Source organism: Methylobacterium sp. FF17, assembly GCF_025813715.1.
GTDB lineage: Bacteria > Pseudomonadota > Alphaproteobacteria > Rhizobiales > Beijerinckiaceae > Methylobacterium > Methylobacterium flocculans.
On record NZ_CP107532.1, the window covers coordinates 1,012,231 to 1,036,445 of the forward strand.

Genomic DNA, 24,215 nt, shown 5'->3' on the forward strand with positions numbered 1-24,215 from the left:
TGACGCGGCACGGTCAGTCGCCGAGACGTCGCCCCCTCGGCCGCAGGCCGCCGGGGACCCCGGCGCCACCATGGCCGCCGGTCCGCTGGATGTGGTGTTGTAATTCGGCACCACAAGGGTTGCGGGCGGGGCATTTCATTCCCCTGGAGCGGAGCCCAGGGGGTGCCGCAGCGGCTTGCATCGGCGCGCAAATCAGGGCCACGCTGGGCGCATGAACCACGCCCCCCTGCACCTCGACGCCCTCTACCGCTATCCTGTGAAGGGGCTCTCCCCCGAACGCCTCGAGGCGGTGGACCTCGCGGCCGATGCCTACTTCCCGGGAGACCGCCTGTTCGCCGTGGAGAACGGCCCGTCCGGCTTCGATCCGGCCGCGCCGGTGCATCAGCCGAAGGTCAAGTTCCTGATGCTGATGCGCCACGAGGCCCTGGCGCAGCTCGACACCCGCTACGATCCCGCCACCGGAACGCTGACGATCCGCCAGGGCGGAACGATCGCGGCCGAGGGCGACCTCGCGACGCCGGAGGGCCGGACCGCCATCGAGGCGTTCTTCACCCGCTACCTGCCCGAGGCCCTGCGCGGCCCGGTGCGGGTTCTGACGGCGCCGGACGGATACCGCTTCACCGATTCCCCGCGTGGGTTCGTCTCGCTCCTGAACCTCGCGAGCGTCGCCGCCGTCGAGACCATGACCGGCGCGGCCGTGGACCCGCTCCGGTTCCGGGCGAACCTCCACCTGTCGGGCCTGGCCCCCTGGGCCGAACTCGACCTCGTGGGGCGCACGATCACGGGGCCGGGCGGCTTGCGCCTGCGCGTCCTCAAGCGGACCCAGCGCTGCGCCGCCACCAACGTCGACCCGGCCACCGGCCAGCGCGACCTCTCCATTCCCCACACCCTGACCCAGCATCTCGGCCACATGGATTGCGGGATCTACGCCGAGGTGATCGAGGGGGGTGCGCTCCGGGTCGGAGACGCGCTTCGGGTCGAGGCGGCCTGAAGGGACGGCACCGACCCGCCCGGTCGCCGGGATGGGTGGACGGTCGATCGGTCACAAGGCGTCGCGCGCCACGAGCACGATCGCGGCGGCATAGCCGGCGCGGCGCAGGTGGCGCAGGTCCGCGTGGCGGCGCTCGCAGGTGACCTTGAGGTAGCGGCCCTCCCCGCCGGGCAGGCCGGTGGCGGCGGCCACGGCCTGCCCGTGCATCAGGCATTCCATGGGCGTTCGGACCGGCGAGACGATGACGTCGAGGGCGGTATCGCGCGCGCAATCCTTGGCCATGAGGGTGGAGGCGCAGATGAGGGCGACGGACAGCAGTTCGGACATGACGGATCCCGTGTTCGAGATGGCGAATCAGGTCCGCGGTGTGGCTCCGGCGTCCGAGCGGCCGCGTGATCGTTGTCCTGGTGTTTCCCCGTGGGTCTTGTCGTCGGGTGCATCGTGAGGGGCACCCCGGCCTGAGAATGCACGGGGTATGCCATCGTGGGCCGCCACGCGGGCGGCGGGACTGCCTTCAGCGCCGGGTCGGCAGCCAGTGCGGCTCCGGTGCGGAGCACGGCAGCAGGGCCGCCACGGCGTCGAGGTCGACGGCGAAATGCTCGGTCAGGAGGCGCCAGACATCCGTCCGGGAGCCGGCATGGTGGGTGAGTTGATCCACCGCATCGGCGAGGTGCCCGGGGTTCAGGAGCGTCGGGCGGGGCAGCAGCGTTTCGGCGTTCGGCATGGCGCGGGATTCCGTGGCGACGGTCCGATCATGGATCATCAACCTTAATGGGGTCCTACCCGGCGGTGCCGCGCGCGAATTCCCGCCTTCGCTGCTTCGCAGCATCGCATTGCTGCGCTAGAAGCCCTGCGTCGCGCGCCGTACCCGATGCGCCATCGAGGACCAGACCCACGATGAAAGACCCGCTGCCCAACGTCCATGTGCGCGCCGAAGTGCTGGTCCAGGCCCTGCCGCACATGCAGCGCTACGACCAGGAGATCGTGGTCATCAAGTATGGCGGCCACGCCATGGGCGACCGCGCGGCGGCCGAGGACTTCGCCGAGGACATCGTGCTCCTCGAGCAATCCGGCCTGAAGCCGATCGTCGTGCATGGCGGCGGCCCACAGATCGGACGGATGCTCGGGCGGCTCGGCATCGAATCCGAGTTCCGCGGGGGCCTGCGCGTCACCGACGAGGCCACCGTCGAGGTGGTCGAGATGGTGCTCGCCGGATCCATCAACAAGCAGATCGTCGGCTGGATCTCGGCCGAGGGCGGGCGCGCCATCGGCCTGTGCGGCAAGGACGGGAACATGGTGCGGGCCCGTAAGGCGACGCGCACGATCATCGACCCCGAGAGCCAGACCGAGCAGGAAGTCGACCTCGGCCTCGTCGGCGAGCCGGACCATGTCGAGCGCGGCGTGCTCGACGCGGTGCTGAAGGCCGAGCTGATCCCGGTCCTGGCCCCCGTGGCCTTCGGCGCCGACGGACAGACCTACAATGTCAACGCCGACACCTTCGCGGGCGCCATCGCGGGGGCGCTGCGGGCCAAGCGCCTGCTGCTCCTCACCGACGTGCCGGGGGTCCTCGACAAGGACAAGAAGCTGATCCCGGAATTGTCCATCGACGATTGCCGCCGCCTCATCGCCGACGGCACCATCACGGGCGGGATGATCCCGAAGGTCGAGACCTGCATCTACGCCCTGGAGCAGGGCGTCGAGGCGGTGGTCATCCTCGACGGCAAGGTCAGCCACGCGGTGCTGCTCGAACTCTTCACCGATTACGGTGCCGGCACCCTGATCCGCCGGAGCTGATCCGGCCGTGCCCCGCGCTCATGCGGCGCGGGGCATCCGATCCCGGCGTGGCCGGAACGCCACGAGGGTCATGTCGTCCCGGCGGGGTTCGCCGGACCGGTAATCGGCCAGGGCCGCGTCGAGCCGCGCCACCTGCTCGGACAGGGGTGCGTCGGGACCGTCGCCGAGGATATCGGTGACGCCGCGATGGCCCAGCAGCCGGCGGCTGGGACCGGTTCCCCCCATCTGGTCGGTGATGCCGTCCGTCATCAGGTAGAAGCTCTGACCGGGCGCCACGCGCAGAATGGTCTCGTCGGCCGCCATCCGCTCGCCCGGGCGCTGCGGATAGCCGAGGCCGCGCCTGCCCCCCCGGATGCGGGTCACGTCAGCGCCGTCGAGGATCGTCAGCGCGGTTCCGGCCCCGGCGAAGCGAAGCTCCGCACGGGCCGGATCCCACACGCAGATCCCGCAATCGAGACCGTCGTCGGATTCCGAGCCGCGACCGTCCTGGCGCAGCTGCGTCCGCACCATGCCGTCGAGGGCCGTCAGGATGGCGACCGGGTCGCGCAGGGCCCGCTCGTGCAGCAGGCGGTCGAGGGCGGTGGCGACGATGAGCGTGAGGAAGGCCCCCGGAACGCCGTGGCCGGTGCAATCGGCCACCACGAGGATGCCGAGCCCGTCGACCTCCTCCAGCCAGAAATAATCGCCGCCGACGAGATGGAGCGGCTCGTACAGGACGGCGACCTCGAGGCCGGTGCCGTCCAGCGCCGTCCGTTCGGGCAGCACCGAACTCTGGATGCGCCGGGCGTAGCCGATGCTCTCCATGACGAGGCGGTTGGCCTCCGCGAGCTTGCCGTGCGCCTGTTCCAGCTGCTGGAGGAGCTGCTTGGCCTCGTCGCCGGAGCGCAGGCCCTCCACCATGCGGTTGAAGGCCTGCGAGATCACGTCGATCTCGTTGCTGGGCCGATACGCCCCGTCGAGCTCCACCGGGACCCAGCGCTTGTGCTCGACCGCGCGCATGGCGACGAGCAGGCGCTTCAGGGGGGCGAGGACGTGACGGCGCACGTTGGCGTGGAGCGTCAGCACGAAGGCGAGCATCAGGACCAGGCTGGTGCCCAGCGCGAGCAGCGCCTGTTTCTCGGCGTTGCCGCGCAGATCCTCGGCGGAGATCGAGAGCGTGAGGTGGCCGAGCGGCGCGGAGCCGGGGGCGGCGACGAGGTCGGCGCCAGCCGTGATGCGCTCGAACGCGCGGCCGTGCCGGGCTTCGCCGAGGGAGACCAGGACCGCTCCGTCGGCATCCCGCAGGGTCGCCGCCCGCAAGGCGCGGTCGAGGGTCAGGGCCTCCATCTGCCGACGGTAGACCTCCGGGCTCGCGGTCCAGTCCGGCCGGGCGATGGCCTTGGCCGTGAGGGCGGCCATGAGGTTCGCCCGCTCGGTGTAGAGGTGGAACTGGTCGCGGTAGTTGACCCAGGCGATGCCGATCTGGGTCACCAGCACGACCACGGCGATGACGGGGTAGATCCGCAGGAACAGGGTGTGGGCGAGGGTGTCGAGGTCGCGCCCGCGCGCCGCGCCGCGCAGGGCGCCCGGCCGGGCGGTGCCGGGCTCGGCGGTGGGCACGTCGACGAAGCCCGCCGCGTCCAGGAAGTCGCTGCTCCGGCGCGGCCCAGCCCCACGCAGGGAGCCGCCGCGCATCGGTGGGGGGGACGCCTCGGCGCTCACGGGTGCGCGCTCTGCGACGGGGCGCCGTCGGGTTCGAGCCCGACGCGGTTGCGCCCCTCGCGCTTGGCCGCGTAGAGCGCCGCATCGGCCCGCTGCATCGCGCTCTCCAGGCTCTCGCCCCGCCAGGCTTGCGCGGCACCGATGCTCACCGTGATGGTCACCCCCGCCTCCACCCCCGGCACCGGGGTCGCGGCGACCGCCTCGCGCAGGCGCTCGGCGAAGGCGTAGCCCGCCTCCAGGGTGGTATCCGGCAGCACGACGGCGAATTCCTCGCCGCCCGTCCGGCCGATGACATCGAGGGTGCGCAGGTTGGCCCGGCAGGTCGCCACGAATGCCACCAGGGCCGCGTCGCCGGCCGCATGGCCGAAACTGTCGTTCAGGAGCTTGAAGCGGTCGAGGTCGAGCATGAGGATGCAGACCGGGGCGCCGGCGCGCTCGTGGCGCAGCCATTCCCGAGCGGCGATCTCCATGAAGCGGCGCCGTGCCAGGGCGCCCGTGAGGTCGTCCGTATCCGCGAGGCTGCGCAGTTCGGCCTCGAGCCGGGTCCGGTGCTCGATCTCGCTCGACAGGGCCGCGTTCAGGACCTGGAGGTCGCGGCGCTGCTCGGCCAGGGCCTGGTTGGCCTTCTGCAGGTCGAGCTGCATGCGGTCGCTCAGGCGCACCAGGCGGCGCTGCTCGCGGTACCCCCGGCGATAGGCATCGGCGAGGGCCTTCACGCCCCCGGCCACGTCGGTGAGGCCGGCCAGCATGGCCTCCGAGCGGGTCAGCACCGCCTCCTCGGCATCGTAGAGGCTGAAGGTGTCCTCCGGCTTGGCGGGCGGCGCCCCGTCCACGGCCCTCACGGCGCGCGTCATGCCCCGGCCTCCCTCACCATCTCGAAGCGCGCATGCGCGAAGTCGGCGGCGAAATCCTCGCCCGCTTCCTCGATGGTCTCGTCGCCCTCGGCGAACAGCCAGCGCACGGTCACGGCGCGGCCCTCCTCGGCGGCATCCTCGAGGGGCATGAACAGGTTCATCAGCGCCTTGGCGCTGGAGGAATTGAAGTAGGCGAGCCCGACCTCGAAGACGATCGGCGTCTTCGAGCCCGCCGTGAGGTGGGCGCGCAGAGCCTGCAGGAGCGGGCCGAAGAAGGCGGCGGCGTCCTCAGGGTAGGATTCACCGCGCAACGACAGGTGACCGCTGGAGAAGTCGAAGTCGACCTCCGGCGAACGGTCCGTGGCGGCGAGCTGGATTCGGTCCATCGTGGGCGGGCTCGTCAGATATAGGCTTTGAGGCAGAAGAAGCTACGCCGCGTACCCAACGGCTGGAAGCCGTACTCCACCGGAGCGCTCGACCGCCGCGCGATCTCAATGAGTCCGATGCTACCCCCGAGGCTACCTTCGTCCGGGGGCTGACGCAGCTTCTCGCGGTAGAAAGCCTTCAGTTCGTCACTGTTCAGGCTGGCGATGTGATCGAGGCGAGCCCGCAGGGCCGGCACCTCGTCGTCCGGCAGTTCGTTGCCGCACAGGACGTAGAAGCGGGACGCCTCCATGCCGACGACGATCACGCCGTTGCTGATCAGTCCAGGCCCGGCCGGCTTCGTCACCTTGTCGGCGGAGTAGCGGATCACGTTCTGCGCCTGCTCGACGAAGATCGCGAACACGCGGTTGGCCACGGCGGCGTCGGTCTCGCCCTGGTTCATGCGCAGCTTCAGCACTTCGCCGAGCGAGAACAAGACGTTCTCGGAAATATCCCCGCCGAAGGACAGGATCACACCCTGACGCCTGGACGCGTCGAAGAAGTTCATGAAATCGCGAGCGAGCAAAGCACTCTTTCCCGGCAAACGAGATCGACGGCCAGCATCCACGTTGCGCCAGCCCAGTACCGATGACTAGCAGCGCATGCGTATATGCCGCGTTAAAGTGGCGCAAGGACGCACGTGACCGCGATGCTGCAGCACGCGCGCAACACATCGCAAGTCATGCACCGAACAACGATTAATTTTCCAGCGATTTGCCTCTTCAACGATCAAACAACGGGTCGTGAGGCCGGATCAGACCGGTCCATCCCGGCAGGCCGGGACGGTTTCGGGTCGCGCCCTCGCCCAGGTGCTTGCCGGATGCCCACGGCCATGCTCTGAAAAGCGTCCGTGCAACGCTTCCCTTCGCGGGGACCGGCCCCCATCTCGAACGGCCGGGCTTCGCGAGCCCACCCAGAACCGTGTCCAGACGCCTTGTTCCTTCCCGGCGAGAGCCACTTCACCACCGCCCAATCCCGCGGCTTTCGCCACGTCGACACCTGGGTGTTCGACCTCGACAACACGCTCTATCCGAGCGACGCCCGGGTCTGGCCCCAGGTGGACGAGCGCATCACGCTCTACGTCATGCGGCTCTACGGGCTGGATGGGCTCTCCGCCCGCGCCCTGCAGAAGTATTTCTACCATCGCTACGGCACGACCCTGAAAGCGCTGATGGTCGAGTCGGCGATCGACCCGCACGACTTCCTCGACTTCGCCCACGACATCGACCACTCGACGATCCGCCTCGATCCGGCGCTCGGCGATGCCATCCAGCGCCTGCCGGGGCGCAAGCTGATCCTCACGAACGGATCCCGGCGGCACGCGGAGAACGTGGCGGCCAAGCTCGGCATCCTCGATCACTTCGAGGACGTGTTCGACATCGCCGACGCCGATTTCGTGCCCAAGCCCGAGCGCTCCACCTACGAGCGCTTCCTCGCGCGGCACGGTGTCGACCCGCGCCGGGCCGCCCTCTTCGAGGACATCGCCCGCAACCTCGTGGTGCCGCACGACATCGGCATGTCCACCGTGCTGGTGGTACCCCCGACCCTCGACCCCTTCCGCGAAGCCTTCGAGCAGGAAGCCGTGCGCGAGCCGCATATCGACCACATCACCAGCGATCTGGCCGGCTTCCTGGAGCAGCGCGTGCTGCCGGACTGCGCATGAACGCCGGCGCCGAGACGGACTGGGCGCGCACGCGGGCGCCGGACCTCGCAGCCTTCGAGGACCTGGCGCACGCCGCCTTCGCCAATCTCCCCCTGACCTTTCGGACGCTCTGCGCCGGGGTGGTCATCCACGTCGAGGATTTCCCCGACGACGAGACCCTGTCCGAGATGGACTGCGAGAGCGAGTTCGACCTGCTCGGCCTGTTTCGCGGCATCGGCCTCGCGCAGGGCGGCGGGGTCGCGACCGGGCAGATGCCGAACCAGGTCTGGCTCTACCGGCGCCCCCTGCTCGATTACTGGGCCGAGCACGACGAGACCCTCGGGCATCTCGTCACCCACGTCCTCGTGCACGAGATCGGCCACCATTTCGGGCTGTCCGACGACGACATGCAGGCCATCGAGGCGGCGGCCGACGCCTGAGCCGGGGTCCGGTCGGACCCGGAACCGGATCAGGCCTCGCTGGCGGGCCGAAGCAGGCTGGCCTTGGGCCGGCGCGTGCGGAACTGGCCGCGCTCCACCGCGACGAAGACCAGCACGGCGAGCGCCAGGGTGGTGAGCCACCACATCACCATCATGCCCACACCGACGCAGGCGATGAGGAAGGCGGCCGCGAAGGCCGCCATGGCGCCGGGCACCAGCACCGAGACCTCGCGCCCGGCCCGCAGGATCGCGGCCCGCAGCGCGAAGGCGGCGGCGAAGGCGCCCACGAGCCCGAGTTCGTACCAGAGTTCGAAGAGCAGCGTCCGCGGCGCATTCATCGGCAGCAGGCCGACGAAGCGGCCCCGCAGGGCCGTCTCGAACCCGTGCCCGGTGATGAGGCGCAGGGGCTCGGAGGTGACGATCGCCTGCCAGGCCTTCAGGCTGAGCACGCCCGGGGCGCGGCCGCCGAACAGCCAGGCTCCGATCGGACGGGCGATGAAGGGCAGGACCGGGCCGAGGATCAGCAGGGCCGCGGCGACGGAGGCCACGATGCGGGGCCCCAGGACCGGGCGGGCGGCGGTGAGCGCGAAGGCCAGCGCTCCGACCGCGAGGGCGACGAGGGTGGTCGGCCCCGGCGAGACGATGAGCGCCACCGAGACCAGCACCGCCAGCCCCAGCGCCTCCGCGTCGCGCGCGCGCGAGCGCAGCCAGGCCACGCCCGGCCAGACCAGCAGCACGAGCAGGATCAGGCCGCGGTCGAGGATGGAATCGTCGTCGCCCGGACGGGCCAGCCCCTTGCCGAACAGGCCCGTATCGAACAGGCCGAGGCCGATGGCGAAGATGGCGGCGGCGGCCAGCCCCACCGGCAGCAGGTAGAGGTTGGCCGAGCGCATGCGGTCCGGCAGGGCGAGGTAGCCCGCCATGGTCATGAGCAGCGTCGCCACGAGGTTGAGCAGGCGCTCGGTGGCGACATCGAGGAAAGGCGTCCAGACCAGCGAGAGCGCCGCCCAGAGGATGAACAGGCACCCGGCCAGGAAGGCGGACGAGCGCAGGAGCCGGGTCGAGGCCGGGCGCACGGCCCGGGTCTTGCCGTCGATGATGCTGGCGAGCACCAGCAGCGCGATGGCGATGGGCGCCATCACCACCACGGCGCGGCGGGCATACTGGGCCGCCACCGGCATGATCACGAACAAGCCGAAGAAGCCGACGCGGCGCAGGAGCGCGGCGGCGTCATGGGCGGGATCGACGGAGGGATGAGGGACGCGCGCCATACGTTCGATCGAGGCCGTGAAACGGCGCCAGGATGGGCCCGCGCGCTACGCCCCAGTCCTAGTGGAGCCGCACCGGCCGTGCTGTAGACGCCGTGCAACAGTCGCGCGCCTGTCAGGGGTCGGCATGGAGCGCCGCCGCGACATCGGCCTGCGTGACCTCGGCGAGTGGGCGCGCCACCTTGAACGCCTGCGTCGGGCGCCCCGGCGCCATGACGAGGATCACCGTCTCCATGCCCGGGCAGGCGGGATCGGCGCAGACGATCTCGCTGACCTTGACGAGGACGCCCGTGTCGAAGCCGGCGAGCCGGCGGACCCAGGCGATGACCGCGTCGCGGGCGCCCTGGTCGACCGGGGGCCGGCGCGTACCGAAGCCGAACAGGGCCATCGCGTCGGCCTCAGCCCGGCAGCGTGAGCAGGCCGGCCTGCCCGTCGGCACAGCCGAAGGCGAGGCGCGCGCCGCGCCCGTCCCAGGCCAGCGCCGAGATCGCGCTGCCCTTCACGGCGGGGCGCACCAGCAGTTCCGATGCATCGGAGAAGCGCACGAGCAGGATGCAGCCGTCCTCGTAGCCGATGGCGAGCACCAGGGCCTTGGGGTGGAAGGCGACGCGGGAGACGCGGGCCGGGCGCACCCCGCATTCACGCGGAGCCTTGCCGGTGGGGCCCTCCTTCGAATCGAAGGGCCAGACGATCGCGGCCTCGGCGCCGCTGGTGGCGAGCCAGTCGCCGTCGCCGGACCAGGAGATCGAGCGCACCTTGCCCGGATAGCCCGACATCCGCATGTGGCCGCGATCCGGCTGCAGGCGCCAGCCATGCAGGGAATTCTCCTGCATGGTCGTCACCACGAAGCGCCCGTCCGGCGACCAGGTCGCGTCGATGTGCGAGCCCTTCCACTCGATGAACTCGGGGGCGGTGTCGAGGTTCGGGTACCACAGCGTGGCGCCGTTGTAGTGCGCCACCGCGAGACGGTAACCCTTCGGCGCGAAGGCGAGGCCCCGCGCCGTCGAGGGCGCCGCGAAGGTCTTCTCGCGCCCCTTCGCGTCCCGGGCGACGACGTTGCGGCCGGCCGCGTACGCGATCCCGCCCTCGGGATGCAGGGCCAATGCGTCGATCCAGGCGCCGTTCTTCGCGGCCGCCATCTCCAGGACCTCGCCCCGGGCGGAGGTCGCGACGACGCGGCCGTCGTCGCCGCCGGTGACGAGGCGACGCCCGTCCCCCGCCCCCACCAGGATACCCGCGTCGGGATGTGCGTCGACGCGCAGGGTCTCCGAGCCCGAGACGAGGAGGACGCCGCCATCCCCCAGGGCCAGGGCCAGGGTGTCCTTCAGCCAGACGGCCTGCGTGACGTGGGCGCCGGCCGCGACCGGCATGACGTGATCGAGGAGGGAGGGGGCGCTCATGCGAACGGGTCTCTCGAAGCGATGTCGGGCAGGCTCATGTCGCGGCGCCCTTGGCGGCGAGCGCCTTCGGGGTGGCGCGCGCGGTCAGGATCGTCGCGACGAGCGCGAGGAAGCCGGCGATGCCGGCGGGGATGGCGAGGGCATACAACGCCAGCCGCCCGTAGGCGACCGTCCCGGCCAGGGAGCCCACGAGGAGCGCGAGCCAGACGACGCCGTCGCCGACCCAGGCCCAGCGCGCCCCGCGCCGCGCCAGCGCCAGGGCGAGCTTCTGGCCGAATCCGAACAGCGCGCCGGTGACGAAGGTGGTCCCGGCCCGGAACCCCTGGACATGCGACAGCACCGCGTTCTGCGCGCCCATCGCCAGGGCCAGCATCAGCGAGGCGACGCCGGATTCCGGCGCGGCGGTGGCGGCCTGGAAGGCCGCGCTCACCACCGCCGTCTCGAAGCCGAGGATGACCGGCGTCACCCAGCGCGACGGGGTCAGGGCCGAGAGGCCGCCGCCGCAGAGCCCGCCGAGCAGGAAGGCGAGGATGAGCAGCCCCGGAAGCAGGGCATGGTGCGGATCCCCATGGCCGAGGGAGACCGCGAACTGCGTCGTGTTCCCGCTCATGAACGAGGTGTAGAGGCCGCCGAGGCGGATGAAGCCGAGGGCGTCGACGTAACCGGCGAGGGCCGTCAGGACGAGGCCGAAGCCGAGATGCCAGGGACGGGTCATGGCTGCGGCGCGAACCCGTCCGTCACACGGCCGGCAAGGTTAAAGCTTCGCTTACCAAGTCCGCGCAATTGGAGTGAACGGCGGCGAACGATGCACCCGGACGGCCCGTTTGTTCGATGATCCGGCACGGGGCCCTGGCCCACGTACCGGGTGAGTAGGAGTTGCGTCATGATTTCCTTCGCCTGCGCCTTTCCCGTTCAACCCGCCTTCCGCCCTCGCGCCGTCGGCGAGACCGTCCTGGTGGTCGAGGATGAAGCCATGGTCTGCGAGCTCGCCGCCGAGGCGCTGCTGGACGAGGGCTACCGCGTTCTCACCGCCGCCGATGCCGATGCGGCGGAGGACATCCTGGCGCGGGAGCGCGTCGATCTGCTCTTCACCGATATCGATCTCGCCCGCAACACGAACGGCATCGCTCTCGCCCATCACGCGCGCCGGCACTGGCCGAACCTGCCGGTGGTCTACACCTCCGGAGGACGCGGCCACCTCTCGCAGGCGGATGCGGTCTCCGACTCCGTGTTCGTGCCGAAGCCCTACCGCCTGAGCCAGCTCGTGGCCCTGGCCAACGACATCCTGCGCCCCAACCCCCATCACGCCTGACACCCGCCCCGCGCACCCCGCGGGACCCGCCGTTCCGGAGCCTCACGATGCGCATCATCATCCTCGCCCTCGCCGCCAGCCTCCTCGCGGCCAGCACCCTCGTGACCAGCTCCTTCGGCGCGCCCGCCGCCTGCGACGTGAAGGGCGCCAAACTGGAGGAGGCGATCGCCGGCAAGTCGGAGCTGCGCGAGGCCGCCAACAAGCAGACGGTGCGCGACCTGCGCACCCTGCGCGACGCCGCCATCGTGCTCGAGACATACAAGTATGAGGCCGAGTGCGCGCGCCTCGTGACGATCGTGCGGGCGCTGGCCGCAAACCCCGAGAAGACGATCGAGCGCGGCGGGGACACCGACGAGGAGAAGGCCGAGGACCTCATGGAGGCCCGCGAGCCCAAGGCCCCGGCCGAATTCGAAACCGTCAAGCCGAAATAACGTCCAAGCCTCTGATGGGTCCAAGCCTTCGATGGGTCCAAGCCTTCGATGGGCTCAAGCCTTCGGTCGGCCCAAGGCAGAAGTCGGCCCAAGCCAGAAGTTGGCCAAGCCCGAAGCGCGTCCTCGTGCGTTGAGTGGCGCACGACGGCGCACGAGAAGGGTGGGTGGACCGGCATGGCAAGAGAGACTCAGATCCGCGAGGCGGGAATCGCCCACGCGGCGCAGCGGCTGCCGTCGGTCAGCATCGACCACTACAACATCGAACTGAAGGACGGCGACGGCTTCATCGGCGACCGGGTCTCGAAGGCGGCCTTCCGCGAGATGCTGGAAGCGTGCCGTGAACCGCTTCGCGCCCTCGGCCTCGATCCGCTGGGCGACAAGGCGAGCTGCGATTTCACCAAGCGGCGCCTCGACCATATCCTGCTGGCCGAGGACCCCCTCGCCTCGGGCACGGTGTGGAGCGCCATCGAGGCGTTCGCGCAGGAACTCGCCCGGGTGGTCCGGGTGTTCTTGCGCCAGGAGGGCTGGGAGGGAACCCAGGCCATCGCGGTCGGCGGCGGCTTTCGCGACAGCCGCGCCGGCTGCCTCGCGATCGGACGGGCGGGCTACCTGCTGCGGGCCGAGGGCATCGACATCACCCTCGAGCCGATCCGCCACCATCCCGACGAGGGCGGCCTGGTCGGCGCCGTGCACCTCGCCCCCGCCTGGATCTTTTCCGGCTACGACAGCCTGCTCGCGGTGGATATCGGCGGCAGCAACATCCGGGCCGGCGTCGTCACGACGAACCTGCGCAAGGCGCCCGACCTCTCGCGCAGCGCGGTCTGGCGCTCGGAGATCTGGCGCCACCGCGACGAGGATCCCACCCCGAGCCGCGACGAGGCCCTGGAGCGCCTCATCGGCATGCTGAACGACCTGATCCGCCGCGCGGACCGGGCGAATCTCGCCCTCGCGCCCTTCATCGGGATCGGCTGCCCGGGGCTCATCACGGCCGACGGCACCATCGAGCGCGGCGGCCAGAACCTGCCCGGCAACTGGGAGGGGCGCGACTTCAACCTCGCCGAGCGCCTGACGGCGGCGATCCCGCGCATCGGCGAGCACGCCACCATGGTGGTGATGCACAACGACGCCGTCGTGCAGGGCCTCAGCGAGGTGCCGGACCGCAAGGACGTGACGCGCTGGGGCATCCTCACCATCGGCACCGGCCTCGGCAACGCGCGCTTCACCAATCGCGAGTCCGACGAAGCGGAGGGCTGATCGAGGCCCGCACCCGAGCTCCGCCCGAGTCAGCGCGCCTTCGCGCTGCTGCGGGCGAAGGCCTGGGCGATGCGCTCGCGCAGTTCGTCGTTCAGTTCGATGTCGACGATGCGCCAGGTCCAGCCGCGCAGGCGCAGGCGGACCCGCAGGCGGCGCTCGCGGCTCGCCTCGGGGGGTACGCCGACGACCACGGTCCGGAAGCCCCGCATCTCGGAGGCGAGATAGAACGGGATCAGCCGGCGCAGGTTCTCGATGCGCAGGCCCCCGCCCTTCGCCTCGGGCGCCCCCCGGGCGAGTTCGACCGATTGCGGCCAGCCGTCATCGAGGAGATCGACCACGGTGGCGGGCGTCACCAGCGCCTCGGCGATGGGGATCGCGAGGGCGGCGGCGGCCTCGGACAGGCGCTGTCGCTCGCGGGGCTCGACCTCGGGGGCGGCCGGGTCCCGCGCCTGCGCGGCGGCGGCGGCCTGACGGATCACCGACAAGCGCAGGGTCCGGAAGTTCACGTGCCGCGCGATGTAGTCGGTGTCGTGGGCCTGGACCGCGCGGGCGATGTCGTAGAGCGCCCACAGGGGCGTCAGCGTGAAGGCGAACCACCCGAGCGCCAACAGGATCGGAATCGACCACCAACGCATCGGAGCGCGGGCTCAAGCCGTCACGAGGGCGCGCGCCAGGCGGTCAGCCCGGAAAAGGCGGCGACCACCCCCTCGTAGACCGGCCGCTTGAAGGGCACGATGAGGTCGGGCAGCCCGGCCATGGGCTCCCAGCGCCAGGCGTCGAACTCGGACTTGAAGGCCCCGCCGCCCGGCGTGGCGACATCGATCTCGTCGTCGGAGCCGAGGAACCCGAAGGCGAACCATTTCTGGGTCTGCCCGCGATAGCGTCCCTTCCACGCCTGCTTCAGCACCGCAGGCGGCAGGTCGTACGAGAGCCAGCCCTCGGTCTGCCCCAGGGGGACGACAGAGCCGGGCGCGACGTTGGTCTCCTCGTAGAGTTCGCGCAGGGCGGCCGCCTCCGGGTCCTCGCCCGCATCGATCCCGCCCTGGGGCATCTGCCAGGCCCGCCCGTCCGCGACGTGTTCCGGTCCCGCATCGACCCGGCGACGCCCGATGAAGACGAGGCCGGCGCGGGAGATCAGCGTGATGCCGACGCAGGGACGATACGGCAGGTCGGCGCCGTCGGCGATCGGGGATGCGGTCATGGCGCGACCATAGGCAGGCCGGCCATGTGCTGCAACGCACGAAACGACGAACCTCTGCGATTCGGTTTCGCGGATTTTGCCCGGGCGATGCCGGGTCGTGCGGCTCAGGGCTTCGCGCTGGAGAGGCGGGTCTCCGGGTTTCGCAGGGCGACGCTCACCGGCACGAGGCGGATGCCGCGCGCCTCGGCCTCGGCGGCCCAGCGGGCGATGCGGTCGATGCTCATCGGCATGGCGCTGGCGGAGGCGAAGGCGAAGCCCTTCTGGCGAGCCAGGGCCTCGAGGCGCGCGAGTTCGCGGTCGATGGCATCGGGACGCGGCAGCGCGTCGAGGACGATCTCGGCGCGGGCCACCGGCACCCGGGCCTTGGCGGCGAGCGTCGTGGCGAGCGAGCGCGGCGAACTGCCGTCGTCCACGAAGCCGAGGCCCCGCGCGCCGATCTCGCGCATCACGGGCTCGAAGGCGGCCCCGTCGCTGGTCAGCTTGGCGCCCATGTAGTTCACGATGCCGACGAAGCCCGCGAACCGACTCATGACCCAGCTCAGGCGATCGAGATTCTCCGGCGGCCGCGAGCTGGTGAGCAGCGTCTGGGGGCCGGGATCGCTGTCGGGATAGTCGAAGGGCTCCATCGGGGCCTGGAGCAGCGCCTCGTGCCCGGCCTCCCGGGCGCGCGCGACGGTGCGCTCGAGATCGCCGCCATAGGGCGCGAAGGCGAGGCTGATCGCGGGCGGCAGCCGGGTGATGGCACTCGCCGTGGCGGCCTGCCCGATGCCGAGGCCCGAGACCAGGATGGCGACGCGCGGGCCGGATCCGCCCCCGTCAGGGCGAGCGTAGAGGTCGAGGGCGCGCAGGCGTCCCTCCCCGAGGCGCGGGAGGTTACCGTGGCGCCCGCGCTCGATGAGGCGCGGATCGGGCGCCGCGGCCAGCTTGACCGGCGCGGCGGAGGGCACCTGGATCACCACCGCGTCGGTCGGGGCGGCGGTTCCGGTGGGGCGGACGACGGTGACGCCGGAGGCGGTCTCGACCTCGTCGGCGCTGCTCGGACCGGTCCTGGCGGGCTCGACCCTGGCCGCGACCGGCGCCACGGGCGCGGGCTCGCGCAGGGTGATGGTGGCGACGGCGCTGGGCTCGCCCCCCTCGGGGTCACCGAACACCGCCAGGGCGCTGGCGCCCGCGACGAGCGCGGCGACGAGGCCACCGAGCAGCATCGGCCCGGTCACGCGGACCTGCCGGAGGGATCGGCTTCGCTGGCCGGAGCGGGCCTTGGTTCCGAGAGGCCGGGTCAGGATGTCGTCGGTGGCCACGCGCAGCCGCTTCCCCAGGCTTGCGAAGCGACGTCGCGGGGCCTTCGCTCAGACGGAAACGGCCCCCGAGGTCGGTTCTGAACCGACATTGGGGGCCGTCATGGTTAACGCTTCGCTAAAGCGGGCCGGCGATCAGTTCGGCACGGTGGCCTTCGTATTCGCGGCGCCCTTCTGGATGCCCCGCAGGAAGTCGAAGGCTGCGATGAGCTGCTTGTCCTTGGCCGGGTCCGGCGGGATGTAAGCCGACGAACCGCCGCGCTCCTCGACATCCTTCTGCTTGAGGTGGCCCTTCAGGCCGGCCTCGCCCTTCGTCTCGTCCTTGCCCTTCAGCTCGTCCGGCACCTCCTGCAGGATCTCCTGATCCGGCTCGATGCCCTTGGCCTGGATCGAGCGGCCCGACGGCGTGTAGTAGCGCGCCGTGGTCAGGCGCAGCGCGCCCGAGCCGCCGAGGGGGATGATCGACTGCACGGAGCCCTTACCGAAGGAGCGGGTGCCGAGCACGGTGGCCCGCTTGTGGTCCTGCAGGGCGCCGGCCACGATCTCGGAGGCCGAGGCCGAACCGCCGTTGACCAGCACCACGATCGGCTTGCCCTTGGTGAGGTCGCCGGACTTGGCCGAGAAGCGCTGGGTCTCGTCCGGGTTGCGGCCACGGGTCGAGACGATCTCGCCGCGATCCAGGAATGCATCCGACACCATCACGGCCTGGTCGAGGAGGCCGCCGGGGTTGTTACGGAGATCCAACACGTAGCCCTTGAGCTTGTCGGCGCCGATATCGCTGTTCAGCTTGTCGATGGCCGAGCGCAGGCCGTCGAAGGTCTGCTCGTTGAACTGGGTCAGGCGGATGTAGCCGACATCGCCGCCCTCGGCGCGGGAGCGCACGGGCTTGATCTTGATCACGTCGCGGTTGAGCGTGACCTCGATCGGGTCCTTCGCCTCCTTGCGGCTGATCTTGAGCTTAACCGGCGAGTTGACCGGGCCGCGCATCTTGTCGACGGCCTGGTTCAGGGTGAGGCCCTGCACCTGGTCCTCGTCGATCTGCGTGATGACGTCGTTGGTGAGGATGCCGGCCTTGGAGGCGGGCGTGTCGTCGATCGGGGTGACGACCTTGATCAGGCCGTCCTCCATCGTGACCTCGATGCCGAGGCCGCCGAACTCGCCGCGCGTCTGCACCTGCATGTCGCGGAAGCTCTTGGAATCCATGTAGCTCGAATGCGGATCGAGGGAGGTCAGCATGCCGTTGACGGCCGCCTCGATCAGCTTGGCCTCGTCCGGCTTCTCGACGTAGTCGGTGCGCACCTTCTCGAACACGTCGCCGAACAGGCTGAGCTGGCGGTAGGTCTCGGCGGAGGCCGCGATCGCGCTCGTTCCGGAGAGAAGGCGGGTCTGGGTCGCGACCATGGATGACCCGACGCCGAGGAACGCGCCGAGCAGAACGAGGGAAACCTTGCGCATTATCCGCGAACCTTCTCGCTGGGGCTTTTGGCCCACCAAGGCTCCGGATCGATGGAGCCGCCGTCTTTTCTGAACTCTACGTAGAGGACCGGATCGCCGCGATCACCGGCCGCCGCATCGGGACCGGGGCCGCCCTCCCCCATCGCCGCCACCGGCTCGCCCGCGAGCACGAACTGGCCGACCTCGACGTTGATCTGGTCCATCCCCGCCAACAACAGATAGTAGCCATCGCCGGCGTTGATGATCAAGAGTCGCCCGTAGGAGCGGAACTGCCCGGCGAAGGACACCCAGCCGTCCGCCGGTGAGGAAACGACCGCCTTGGGCCGGGTCGCGAGCGATATGCCGCGGGTGGTGCCGCCGTTGCCGTCGGGCTGGTTGAAGCTGCGCAGGGTCGCGCCGCTCACCGGGCGCGGCAGGTCGCCACGGGTCTCGACGAAGCGCACCTTCGGGGTCAGGCGGGCCGGGTCGCGGGCCCCGGCCGCCGCGAAGCGCTCCTGCGTGGCGCGGGCTTCCCGGGTCTCGGCGGCGCGGGCCTCCTCGGCGGCACGCCGCGCGGAAGCAACCTCGCCCTCCATCCGGTCGAGGAGGTCCTTGAGGCTGCGGGCCTGCACGGAGAGTTCGGCCGTACGGGTGCGCTCGGCGGCGAGCCCGCTCTCCACCTCCGCCTGACGGGTCCGGCGCGCGGCGATCAGCGCGTTCAGGCGCTGCTGCTCCCGCGCCCAGCCCGCGAGGTCGCCGGTCAAACCTTCGCGATCGGCGGCAATGAGCCCCTTCAGGCGGACGAGCTCGGACAGGTCGCCGGCCAGGGTCTCGGCCTCGCCGCGCAGTTCGGGCACCACCGCCCCGAGCAGCATCGAGGTCCGGATCGCCGCGAGCACATCCTCCGGCCGCACCAGCACGGCGGGCGGCGGGCGGCGCCCCATGCGCTGGAGCGCGGCGAGGATCTCGGCGATGACCCCGCGTCGGGATTCCAGCGACCGGCGCAGGGCCGTCTCGCTGGCGCCCATGGTCTTGAGGCGCTCCTCCAGCCGGCTCATCCGGACTTCGGTGGCCTGGGCCTGCCGGGCCGCATCAAGGAGCGCGGTATTGAGCTTGGCCCGGTCGCCGCCGATCGCCGCGATCTCGGCCTCGTACTTCGCGCGCGCGCCGGTGCTGGCCGCCAGGGCCTCTTCGATGCGCTTGAGGTTTTCGGCGCGGCGGTTCTTCTCGTCCAGCGCCTGCTGGACCGCTTCGGGACTCGCGGGCGCCTCCGCCCGCACGGCCCCCGTCAGGGTCAGCAGAACGGCCAGGACCAGCCCGCCGCGCCCTCCGTCTCGCCTGCATCGCCTGACCGGATTCATCGCTCGTCGAGGTTTCCGCGGTGATACGGGTGGCCGGCGAGGATCGTCAGCGTGCGATACACCTGCTCCAGGGCGAGCACGCGCACAAGCCCGTGCGGCAAGGTAGCGGCACCGAAGGAGAGACTCAGTTCGGCCCGTGCCCGCAGGGTCGGGTCGAGCCCGTCGGCCCCGCCGATGGCGAGGACGAGGGCGGGACGCCCGGCATCCCGCCAGCCCGCGACGCGCTCGGCGATGGCCTCGCTGGTGAGGTCCGAGCGGCCGCGCTCGTCGTAAAGCGCCAGGACGGCGCCCGTGGGGAACTGGGCCAGGAGGGCCGTCCCCTCCTCGGCGGCGCGGTCCGGCGCGCGGCGCGCCCGGCTCTCGGGAATCTCGGCGATGTCGCAGGCGGGGAAGCCGAGGCCCCGGCCCACCTGGGCGGCACGCTCGCGGTAGCGGGCGGCGAGGTCCCGCTCCGGACCGGGCTTCAGGCGGCCGACCGCCGCCACGAGGAGGCGCACGGGGCGCCGGCGCTCACTCGGCCACGGCGGCGGGGCGGTCGGCCCCCCACATCTTCTCAAGATTGTAGAAGCCGCGCACCTCCGGCCGGAAGATGTGCACGATGATGTCGCCGGCATCGATCAGCACCCAGTCGCAGGCCGGCATGCCCTCGACCCGGGCCGTGCCGAGCCCCTTCGACTTCATCTCCTGAAGGACGCGATCCGCGATCGCGCCGACATGGCGCTGCGAGCGACCGGAGGTGATGATCATCGTGTCGGCCAGGGAGGTCCGGCCCGTGAGATTGATCTCGATCGTCTCTTCGGCCTTCATGTCCTCGAGGCAGTCGAGGGCGAGGCTCCGGAGATCGTCGATCTTCCGGTTCGTGAGTTCGTCGGAGCCCGGGGCTCCGGTCTGGACCGCGTCGTTCAGCGTCTGGGTTCCTGCAATCGCCATCGTCATCCCGCCACCGTACTCCGGATAGGGATAAAGTGGAACGTGGCTCTTGCCTTTTCCATGCGCGACCTACGCGACACCGTCGTGTCCGGCGCGCAGGGCGGTGGAGGAGAGAGTCGAACGGGGGCCGTGCAGGAAGACCCAGGCCGGAGCGGCCCGGCTCGCGAGGCTGCCCGCGTCCGTTTCCGGAATGCGCCAGGGCGCCAGCCTGCGGGCGGCCCGGGCGGCGGGCGCGGTCAGCGTGAATCCGGGACGGTCGATGATGGCGATCGGCATCAGGGCGGCGATCTCGGAAAATCCGCGCCAGCGGTGAAATGTCGCGAGGCTGTCGGCACCCATGATCCAGACGAAGCGCACGGCCGGGTTGCGCCGGACGAGGAAGCGCAGGCTCTGCTGCGTGTAGCGCGCGCCGATCCGCGATTCGAAATCCGTCACGCTGATGCGCGGGTGATCGGCGACGCGGCTCGCCCGCGCGACGCGGGCCTCGATGGCGGCGAGTTCGCCCCGGTCCTTCAGGGGATTGCCCGGCGTGACCATCCACCAGATCCGGTCGAGCCGGAGCCGCTTGAGGGCGACGAGGCTGACATGCCGGTGGCCGAGATGGGCCGGGTTGAACGAGCCGCCATAGAGGCCGATGCGCAGGCCCGGCGCGACGGGGGGCAGGTGCACCGGCCCCGGCGCGTCAAGGCGCATCGGGGCCGGGCCGCGACGCGGGCGGACGCGTCAAGGACGCGTCTGCCCGTTCCCATGGACGCGGTACTTGAAGGTCGTGAGCTGCTCGACGCCCACCGGCCCGCGCGCATGCATGCGGCCGGTGGCGATGCCGATCTCGGCGCCGAAGCCGAACTCGCCGCCATCGGCGAACTGGGTCGAGGCGTTGTGCGTGACGATGGCGGAATCGACCTCCGCCAGGAAGCGCACGGCCGCGTCCTCATCCTCGGTGATGATCGCGTCGGTGTGGTGCGAGCCGTTCGTCTCGATGTGCTCGATCGCCGCGTCGAGGCCGTCGACCACCCGCACCGCGATGATGGCGTCGAGGTATTCGGTGCGCCAGTCGGCCTCCGTGGCGGCCGTCACCCGGCCATCGACGGCCTGCGTGTCCGCGTCGCCGCGTACGGCGCAGCCGAAATCGAGCAGGGCCCTGACCAGGGGGGCGAGGTGGGTGCCCGCGCAGGCGCGGTCGACCAGCAGCGTCTCGGCGGCGCCGCAGATGCCGGTGCGGCGCATCTTGCTGTTGAGCACCACCTTGAGGGCCATATCGAGGTCGGCGGCCGCCGCCACGTACACGTGGCAGATGCCGTCGAGATGGGCGAAGACCGGCACGCGGGCCTCCACCTGCACCCGCTCCACGAGGCCGCGCCCGCCACGCGGCACGATGACGTCGATGCCGCCGTCGAGACCCGACAGCATGGCGCCCACCGCCGCGCGGTCGCGGGTCGGCACGATCTGGATGGCGTCGGCGGGCAGGCCCGCCGCCTCGAGCCCCGCCCGCATGGCGCGGGCGATGGCCATGGCGGAGCGGTGGCTGTCGGAGCCCGCCCGCAGGATCGCGGCGTTGCCGGCCTTCAGGCAGAGGGCGCCGGCATCCGCCGTGACGTTGGGCCGGCTCTCGAAGATGACGCCGATGACGCCGAGGGGCACGGCGATGCGCTCGATGAGCAGGCCGTTGGGGCGCTCGAAGGCCGCGAGCTGGCGCCCGACGGGATCGGGCAGCGCGCCGATCTTGGCCACCGCGTCCGCGATGGCGTCGAGGCGGCCCGCGTCGAGGGTGAGCCGGTCGATGAGCGCCTGCGTCTGGCCGGCGGCCTGGGCCGCCTCCACGTCGCGGGCGTTCTCGGCGAGGATCGTGTCCCGCTCGGCGCGCAGGCGCTCGGAGATCAGGCGGAGCGCCGTGTCCTTGGTCTGGGCTGGGGCGAGGGCGATCTTGCGGGCGGCGGCGCGGGCGCGCCGGCCGAGGGCGTTCATCTCGGCGGAGAGGTCACCGGGGGGCGCAAGATCGGTTCGCAGGTTCAGAACGGGCACGGCCTTCATCCTCGCGACCGACGCGGAAAGGGCGCGGCCGCCATGTGTTCCCGCTCGTCATGGCATGCCGCGCAAGGCGAAAACAAGCATTGCCGCTGACAGATCAGCTATTCCCCCACCATCGCGAGGTCATCGCGATGCACCATCTCGGCGCGGCCGGGATGGGTGAGAAGATCCGCGATTTCGCGACTCGGCCGGCCGATGATGCGCAAAGCCTGATCACTGTCATAGGCGACGAGCCCCCGCCCGAGCGTGCGGCCGGCCTCGTCCCGGATGACGACGGCGTCGCCGCGCCCAAACCCGCCCTGGACCTTGGTGACGCCCACCGGCAGCAGGCTCGCCCCACCCTGGAGCGCGCGGGCCGCCCCCGCATCGACGGTGAGGATGCCGCGCGGTTCGAGCGAACCCGCGATCCAGCTCTTGCGGGCGGTGACCGGGTTGGATCCGGACAGGAACCAGCTGCAGCGCCCGCCCTTCAGGATGGTGCGCAGCGGGTTCTTCTCGCGCCCGTCGGCAATGACCATGTGGGTGCCGCCACTCGCGGCGATCTTGGCCGCCTCGACCTTGGTGCGCATCCCGCCGCGTGAGAGCTCGGAGGCCGGGCCGCCGGCCATGGCCTCGATCTCGGGCGTGATCCGCTCGATCAGGGGCAGGTGGCGGGCCGTCGGATCGGTGTGCGGCGGCGCGGTGTAGAGCCCGTCGATGTCGGAGAACAGCACCAGCACGTCCGCGCCGATCATCGTGGCGACGCGGGCGGCGAGGCGGTCGTTGTCGCCGTAGCGGATCTCCGAGGTCGCCACCGTGTCGTTCTCGTTGACGACCGGCACGGCCCGCACCTCGAGGAGCTTCAGCACCGTGGCGCGGGCGTTGAGATAGCGTCGGCGCTCCTCGGTGTCCTGCGGCGTCACCAGGATCTGCCCGGCCGCGATGCCGTGATGGCCGAGCGCCTCCGACCAGTGCCGGGCAAGCGCGATCTGCCCCACGGCCGCCGCCGCCTGGCTCTCTTCCAGGCGCAGGGTGCCGGGCGGGTAGCCGAGCACCGTGCGCCCGAGCGCGATGGCGCCCGACGAGACCACGAGCACGTCGGTCCCGCCCGCATGCAGGTCGGCGATGTCCTCGGCGAGCGCACTCAGCCAGGCATGACGCAGGCGCCCGCGCGCCCGGTCCACGAGGAGGGCCGAGCCGACCTTGATGACGATGCGGCGGAAATCTTGGAGGTTGGGGATCTGGACGTCGGAGGTCATCGGCAGCGTCGGCGGGAGGACGGTGTAGCGCTTGTGACGACCGGGTGCCCGCCACACAAGGGCCGGACGCTGCTCAGGGCTGCCACGCCTCGGCCGGCTTCGCCTCGGCCTCGGCGAGCCTCGCCGCATCCATCTCGTGCGCGAGTGCCCGCAGGGCGTCCTGTACCCCGAGGCCGGTGGCCGAGGAGAGGATCAGCGGCTTCTTCTTCGAGGCGCGCTTCAGGCGGGCGACCTGCTCCTTCAGGGTATCCGGATCGACCACGTCCGCCTTCGACAGGGCCACGATCTCGGGCTTCTCGTCGAGGCCGTTGCCGTAGGCCTCGAGTTCGCGACGGACGAGCTTGTAGGTCTGGCCCGCATGCTCGTTCGTGGCCTCCACGAGGTGGAGCAGGACGCGGCAGCGCTCCACATGGGCCAGGAACCTGTCGCCGAGACCGACGCCGTCATGGGCGCCCTCGATGAGCCCCGGAATGTCGGCCAGCACGAACTCGCGCTCGTCCGAGCGCACGACGCCCAGCCCCGGGTGCAGGGTGGTGAAGGGGTAATCGGCGATCTTGGGCTTGGCCGCCGTCACGGTGGCGAGGAAGGTCGACTTGCCGGCGTTCGGCAGTCCGACGAGGCCCGCATCGGCGATGAGCTTGAGGCGCAGCCAGATCCACTGCTCATGGCCTTCGAGGCCCGGATTGGCGTGCTTCGGGGCCCGGTTGGTCGAGGTGGTGAAGTAGGCGTTGCCGAAGCCGCCATTACCGCCCTTGGCGAGGCGCACGCGCTGTCCGACATGGGTCATGTCGGCGATCAGGGTCTCGCCGTCCTCGGCCAGGATCTCGGTCCCGGCCGGCACCTTCAGCACCACGTCGGCGCCGTTGGCCCCGTGCCGGTTCGAGCCCATGCCGTGCTCGCCCTTCTTGGCCTTGAAGTGCTGCTGGTAGCGGTAGTCGATCAGCGTATTGAGGCCGTCGACGCATTCCACCCAGACGTCACCGCCCCGGCCGCCATCGCCGCCGTTGGGGCCACCGAACTCGATGAACTTTTCACGGCGGAAGGCCACGCATCCGGCGCCACCGTCGCCGGAGCGGACATAGACCTTGGCTTCGTCGAGGAATTTCACGGGCGGACTCGGATCAGTTTCAGTGTCGGAACGTGGAGGTGTCGCCGAAACGACAACGGGGAAGACGGTTTCCCATCTTCCCCGGGATTATCTGGTGGTCGGGCCCG

Annotated in this window: 28 protein-coding genes; 7 read left to right on the forward strand and 21 right to left on the reverse strand. The window is 71.0% G+C overall.

Annotation, left to right across the window (positions count from 1 at the left end; translation table 11 throughout):
* Positions 1-211 precede the first annotated feature (211 nt).
* Positions 212-991 (forward strand): MOSC domain-containing protein, encoded by a 780-nt coding sequence (locus OF380_RS04560; protein WP_264049594.1) that lies wholly within the window; start codon positions 212-214, stop codon positions 989-991.
* A gap of 51 nt (positions 992-1,042) precedes the next feature.
* On the opposite strand, the gene OF380_RS04565 is transcribed toward OF380_RS04560, so the two are convergent.
* Both OF380_RS04565 and OF380_RS04570 read right to left on the reverse strand, forming a co-directional pair.
* The gene (locus tag OF380_RS04565) at positions 1,043-1,318 is read right to left on the reverse strand and encodes a hypothetical protein (protein ID WP_264049595.1); all 276 of its coding nucleotides are present in this window, start codon (positions 1,316-1,318) and stop codon (positions 1,043-1,045) included.
* Between the two features lie 187 nt (positions 1,319-1,505).
* On the reverse strand, positions 1,506-1,715 hold the full coding sequence (locus OF380_RS04570) for a hypothetical protein (RefSeq protein ID WP_264049596.1): 210 nt from the start codon (positions 1,713-1,715) through the stop codon (positions 1,506-1,508).
* Between the two features lie 173 nt (positions 1,716-1,888).
* On the opposite strand from OF380_RS04570, the gene argB reads away from it, so the two are divergent.
* Positions 1,889-2,785 carry an acetylglutamate kinase gene (gene argB, locus OF380_RS04575; protein ID WP_264049597.1) on the forward strand — a complete coding sequence of 299 codons (897 nt, stop codon included), beginning with the start codon at positions 1,889-1,891 and terminating at the stop codon, positions 2,783-2,785.
* Positions 2,786-2,803: 18 nt separating this feature from the next.
* Here the strand turns inward: argB and OF380_RS04580 are convergent, their stop codons facing one another.
* The 4 genes from OF380_RS04580 to OF380_RS04595 are packed head-to-tail and all read right to left on the reverse strand — an operon-like array spanning position 2,804 to position 6,271.
* Positions 2,804-4,486: a PP2C family protein-serine/threonine phosphatase gene (locus OF380_RS04580; RefSeq protein WP_264049598.1), complete on the reverse strand. Its 1,683-nt coding sequence runs from the start codon at positions 4,484-4,486 to the stop codon at positions 2,804-2,806.
* Complete coding sequence (locus OF380_RS04585) at positions 4,483-5,340, reverse strand: GGDEF domain-containing protein (RefSeq protein ID WP_264049599.1); 858 nt, start codon at positions 5,338-5,340, stop codon at positions 4,483-4,485. The genes OF380_RS04580 and OF380_RS04585 overlap by 4 nt, the downstream gene beginning before the upstream one ends.
* Positions 5,337-5,726, reverse strand: coding sequence for a DUF1987 domain-containing protein (locus OF380_RS04590; RefSeq protein ID WP_264049600.1), 390 nt, complete (start codon positions 5,724-5,726; stop codon positions 5,337-5,339). Before OF380_RS04590 ends, OF380_RS04585 begins: the two co-directional genes overlap by 4 nt.
* 14 nt (positions 5,727-5,740) lie before the next feature.
* The gene (locus tag OF380_RS04595) at positions 5,741-6,271 is read right to left on the reverse strand and encodes a SiaB family protein kinase (RefSeq protein ID WP_264049601.1); all 531 of its coding nucleotides are present in this window, start codon (positions 6,269-6,271) and stop codon (positions 5,741-5,743) included.
* 426 nt (positions 6,272-6,697) lie between these two features.
* On the opposite strand from OF380_RS04595, the gene OF380_RS04600 reads away from it, so the two are divergent.
* Both OF380_RS04600 and OF380_RS04605 read left to right on the forward strand, forming a co-directional pair.
* Positions 6,698-7,426 carry a pyrimidine 5'-nucleotidase gene (locus OF380_RS04600; RefSeq protein ID WP_264049603.1) on the forward strand — a complete coding sequence of 243 codons (729 nt, stop codon included), beginning with the start codon at positions 6,698-6,700 and terminating at the stop codon, positions 7,424-7,426.
* Positions 7,423-7,845 (forward strand): metallopeptidase family protein, encoded by a 423-nt coding sequence (locus tag OF380_RS04605; protein ID WP_264049604.1) that lies wholly within the window; start codon positions 7,423-7,425, stop codon positions 7,843-7,845. The genes OF380_RS04600 and OF380_RS04605 overlap by 4 nt, the downstream gene beginning before the upstream one ends.
* 29 nt (positions 7,846-7,874) lie before the next feature.
* On the opposite strand, the gene OF380_RS04610 is transcribed toward OF380_RS04605, so the two are convergent.
* The 4 genes from OF380_RS04610 to OF380_RS04625 all read right to left on the reverse strand — a co-directional run bounded on the left by OF380_RS04610 (position 7,875) and on the right by OF380_RS04625 (position 11,228).
* The gene (locus OF380_RS04610; protein WP_264049605.1) at positions 7,875-9,116 is read right to left on the reverse strand and encodes a peptide ABC transporter permease; all 1,242 of its coding nucleotides are present in this window, start codon (positions 9,114-9,116) and stop codon (positions 7,875-7,877) included.
* A gap of 112 nt (positions 9,117-9,228) precedes the next feature.
* The gene (locus OF380_RS04615; protein WP_264049606.1) at positions 9,229-9,501 is read right to left on the reverse strand and encodes a hypothetical protein; all 273 of its coding nucleotides are present in this window, start codon (positions 9,499-9,501) and stop codon (positions 9,229-9,231) included.
* Between the two features lie 10 nt (positions 9,502-9,511).
* Entirely contained in the window at positions 9,512-10,513 is a 1,002-nt protein-coding gene (locus OF380_RS04620; protein WP_264049607.1) for a WD40 repeat domain-containing protein, read from the reverse strand.
* Between the two features lie 34 nt (positions 10,514-10,547).
* A complete protein-coding gene (locus tag OF380_RS04625; protein ID WP_264049608.1) occupies positions 10,548-11,228 on the reverse strand; it encodes a YoaK family protein in 681 nt (226 codons plus the stop codon).
* Between the two features lie 168 nt (positions 11,229-11,396).
* Between OF380_RS04625 and OF380_RS04630 the strand changes: the two genes are divergently transcribed.
* The 3 genes from OF380_RS04630 (at position 11,397) to OF380_RS04640 (ending at position 13,510) form a co-directional block, all read left to right on the forward strand.
* Positions 11,397-11,825, forward strand: a complete 429-nt coding sequence (locus tag OF380_RS04630) for a response regulator (RefSeq protein ID WP_264049609.1) — start codon at positions 11,397-11,399, stop codon at positions 11,823-11,825.
* 47 nt (positions 11,826-11,872) lie between these two features.
* Positions 11,873-12,256 (forward strand): photosystem reaction center subunit H, encoded by a 384-nt coding sequence (locus OF380_RS04635; protein ID WP_264049610.1) that lies wholly within the window; start codon positions 11,873-11,875, stop codon positions 12,254-12,256.
* Positions 12,257-12,430: 174 nt separating this feature from the next.
* A complete protein-coding gene (locus OF380_RS04640; RefSeq protein ID WP_264049611.1) occupies positions 12,431-13,510 on the forward strand; it encodes an ROK family protein in 1,080 nt (359 codons plus the stop codon).
* A gap of 29 nt (positions 13,511-13,539) precedes the next feature.
* Here the strand turns inward: OF380_RS04640 and OF380_RS04645 are convergent, their stop codons facing one another.
* The 11 genes from OF380_RS04645 to obgE all read right to left on the reverse strand — a co-directional run bounded on the left by OF380_RS04645 (position 13,540) and on the right by obgE (position 24,108).
* Complete coding sequence (locus OF380_RS04645; RefSeq protein ID WP_264049612.1) at positions 13,540-14,145, reverse strand: DUF2939 domain-containing protein; 606 nt, start codon at positions 14,143-14,145, stop codon at positions 13,540-13,542.
* Positions 14,146-14,165: 20 nt separating this feature from the next.
* Positions 14,166-14,711 (reverse strand): RNA pyrophosphohydrolase, encoded by a 546-nt coding sequence (locus OF380_RS04650; RefSeq protein WP_264049613.1) that lies wholly within the window; start codon positions 14,709-14,711, stop codon positions 14,166-14,168.
* 104 nt (positions 14,712-14,815) lie between these two features.
* On the reverse strand, positions 14,816-16,018 hold the full coding sequence (locus tag OF380_RS04655) for a divergent polysaccharide deacetylase family protein (protein ID WP_264051188.1): 1,203 nt from the start codon (positions 16,016-16,018) through the stop codon (positions 14,816-14,818).
* Between the two features lie 126 nt (positions 16,019-16,144).
* Entirely contained in the window at positions 16,145-17,464 is a 1,320-nt protein-coding gene (locus OF380_RS04660; protein ID WP_264049614.1) for a S41 family peptidase, read from the reverse strand.
* Positions 17,464-18,804 (reverse strand): murein hydrolase activator EnvC family protein, encoded by a 1,341-nt coding sequence (locus OF380_RS04665; RefSeq protein ID WP_264049615.1) that lies wholly within the window; start codon positions 18,802-18,804, stop codon positions 17,464-17,466. The genes OF380_RS04660 and OF380_RS04665 overlap by 1 nt, the downstream gene beginning before the upstream one ends.
* Positions 18,801-19,301 carry a 23S rRNA (pseudouridine(1915)-N(3))-methyltransferase RlmH gene (rlmH, locus tag OF380_RS04670; RefSeq protein ID WP_264049616.1) on the reverse strand — a complete coding sequence of 167 codons (501 nt, stop codon included), beginning with the start codon at positions 19,299-19,301 and terminating at the stop codon, positions 18,801-18,803. The genes OF380_RS04665 and rlmH overlap by 4 nt, the downstream gene beginning before the upstream one ends.
* Before the next feature lie 13 nt (positions 19,302-19,314).
* Entirely contained in the window at positions 19,315-19,740 is a 426-nt protein-coding gene (rsfS, locus tag OF380_RS04675) for a ribosome silencing factor (protein WP_264049617.1), read from the reverse strand.
* A 63-nt stretch (positions 19,741-19,803) separates the two neighbouring features.
* Complete coding sequence (locus tag OF380_RS04680; protein ID WP_264049618.1) at positions 19,804-20,427, reverse strand: nicotinate-nucleotide adenylyltransferase; 624 nt, start codon at positions 20,425-20,427, stop codon at positions 19,804-19,806.
* A 30-nt stretch (positions 20,428-20,457) separates the two neighbouring features.
* Entirely contained in the window at positions 20,458-21,756 is a 1,299-nt protein-coding gene (locus tag OF380_RS04685) for a glutamate-5-semialdehyde dehydrogenase (protein ID WP_264049619.1), read from the reverse strand.
* 107 nt (positions 21,757-21,863) lie between these two features.
* Positions 21,864-23,000 (reverse strand): glutamate 5-kinase, encoded by a 1,137-nt coding sequence (gene proB, locus OF380_RS04690; RefSeq protein ID WP_264049620.1) that lies wholly within the window; start codon positions 22,998-23,000, stop codon positions 21,864-21,866.
* 73 nt (positions 23,001-23,073) lie between these two features.
* Positions 23,074-24,108 carry a GTPase ObgE gene (obgE, locus tag OF380_RS04695; RefSeq protein WP_264049621.1) on the reverse strand — a complete coding sequence of 345 codons (1,035 nt, stop codon included), beginning with the start codon at positions 24,106-24,108 and terminating at the stop codon, positions 23,074-23,076.
* Between the last annotated feature and the right edge of the window lie 107 nt (positions 24,109-24,215).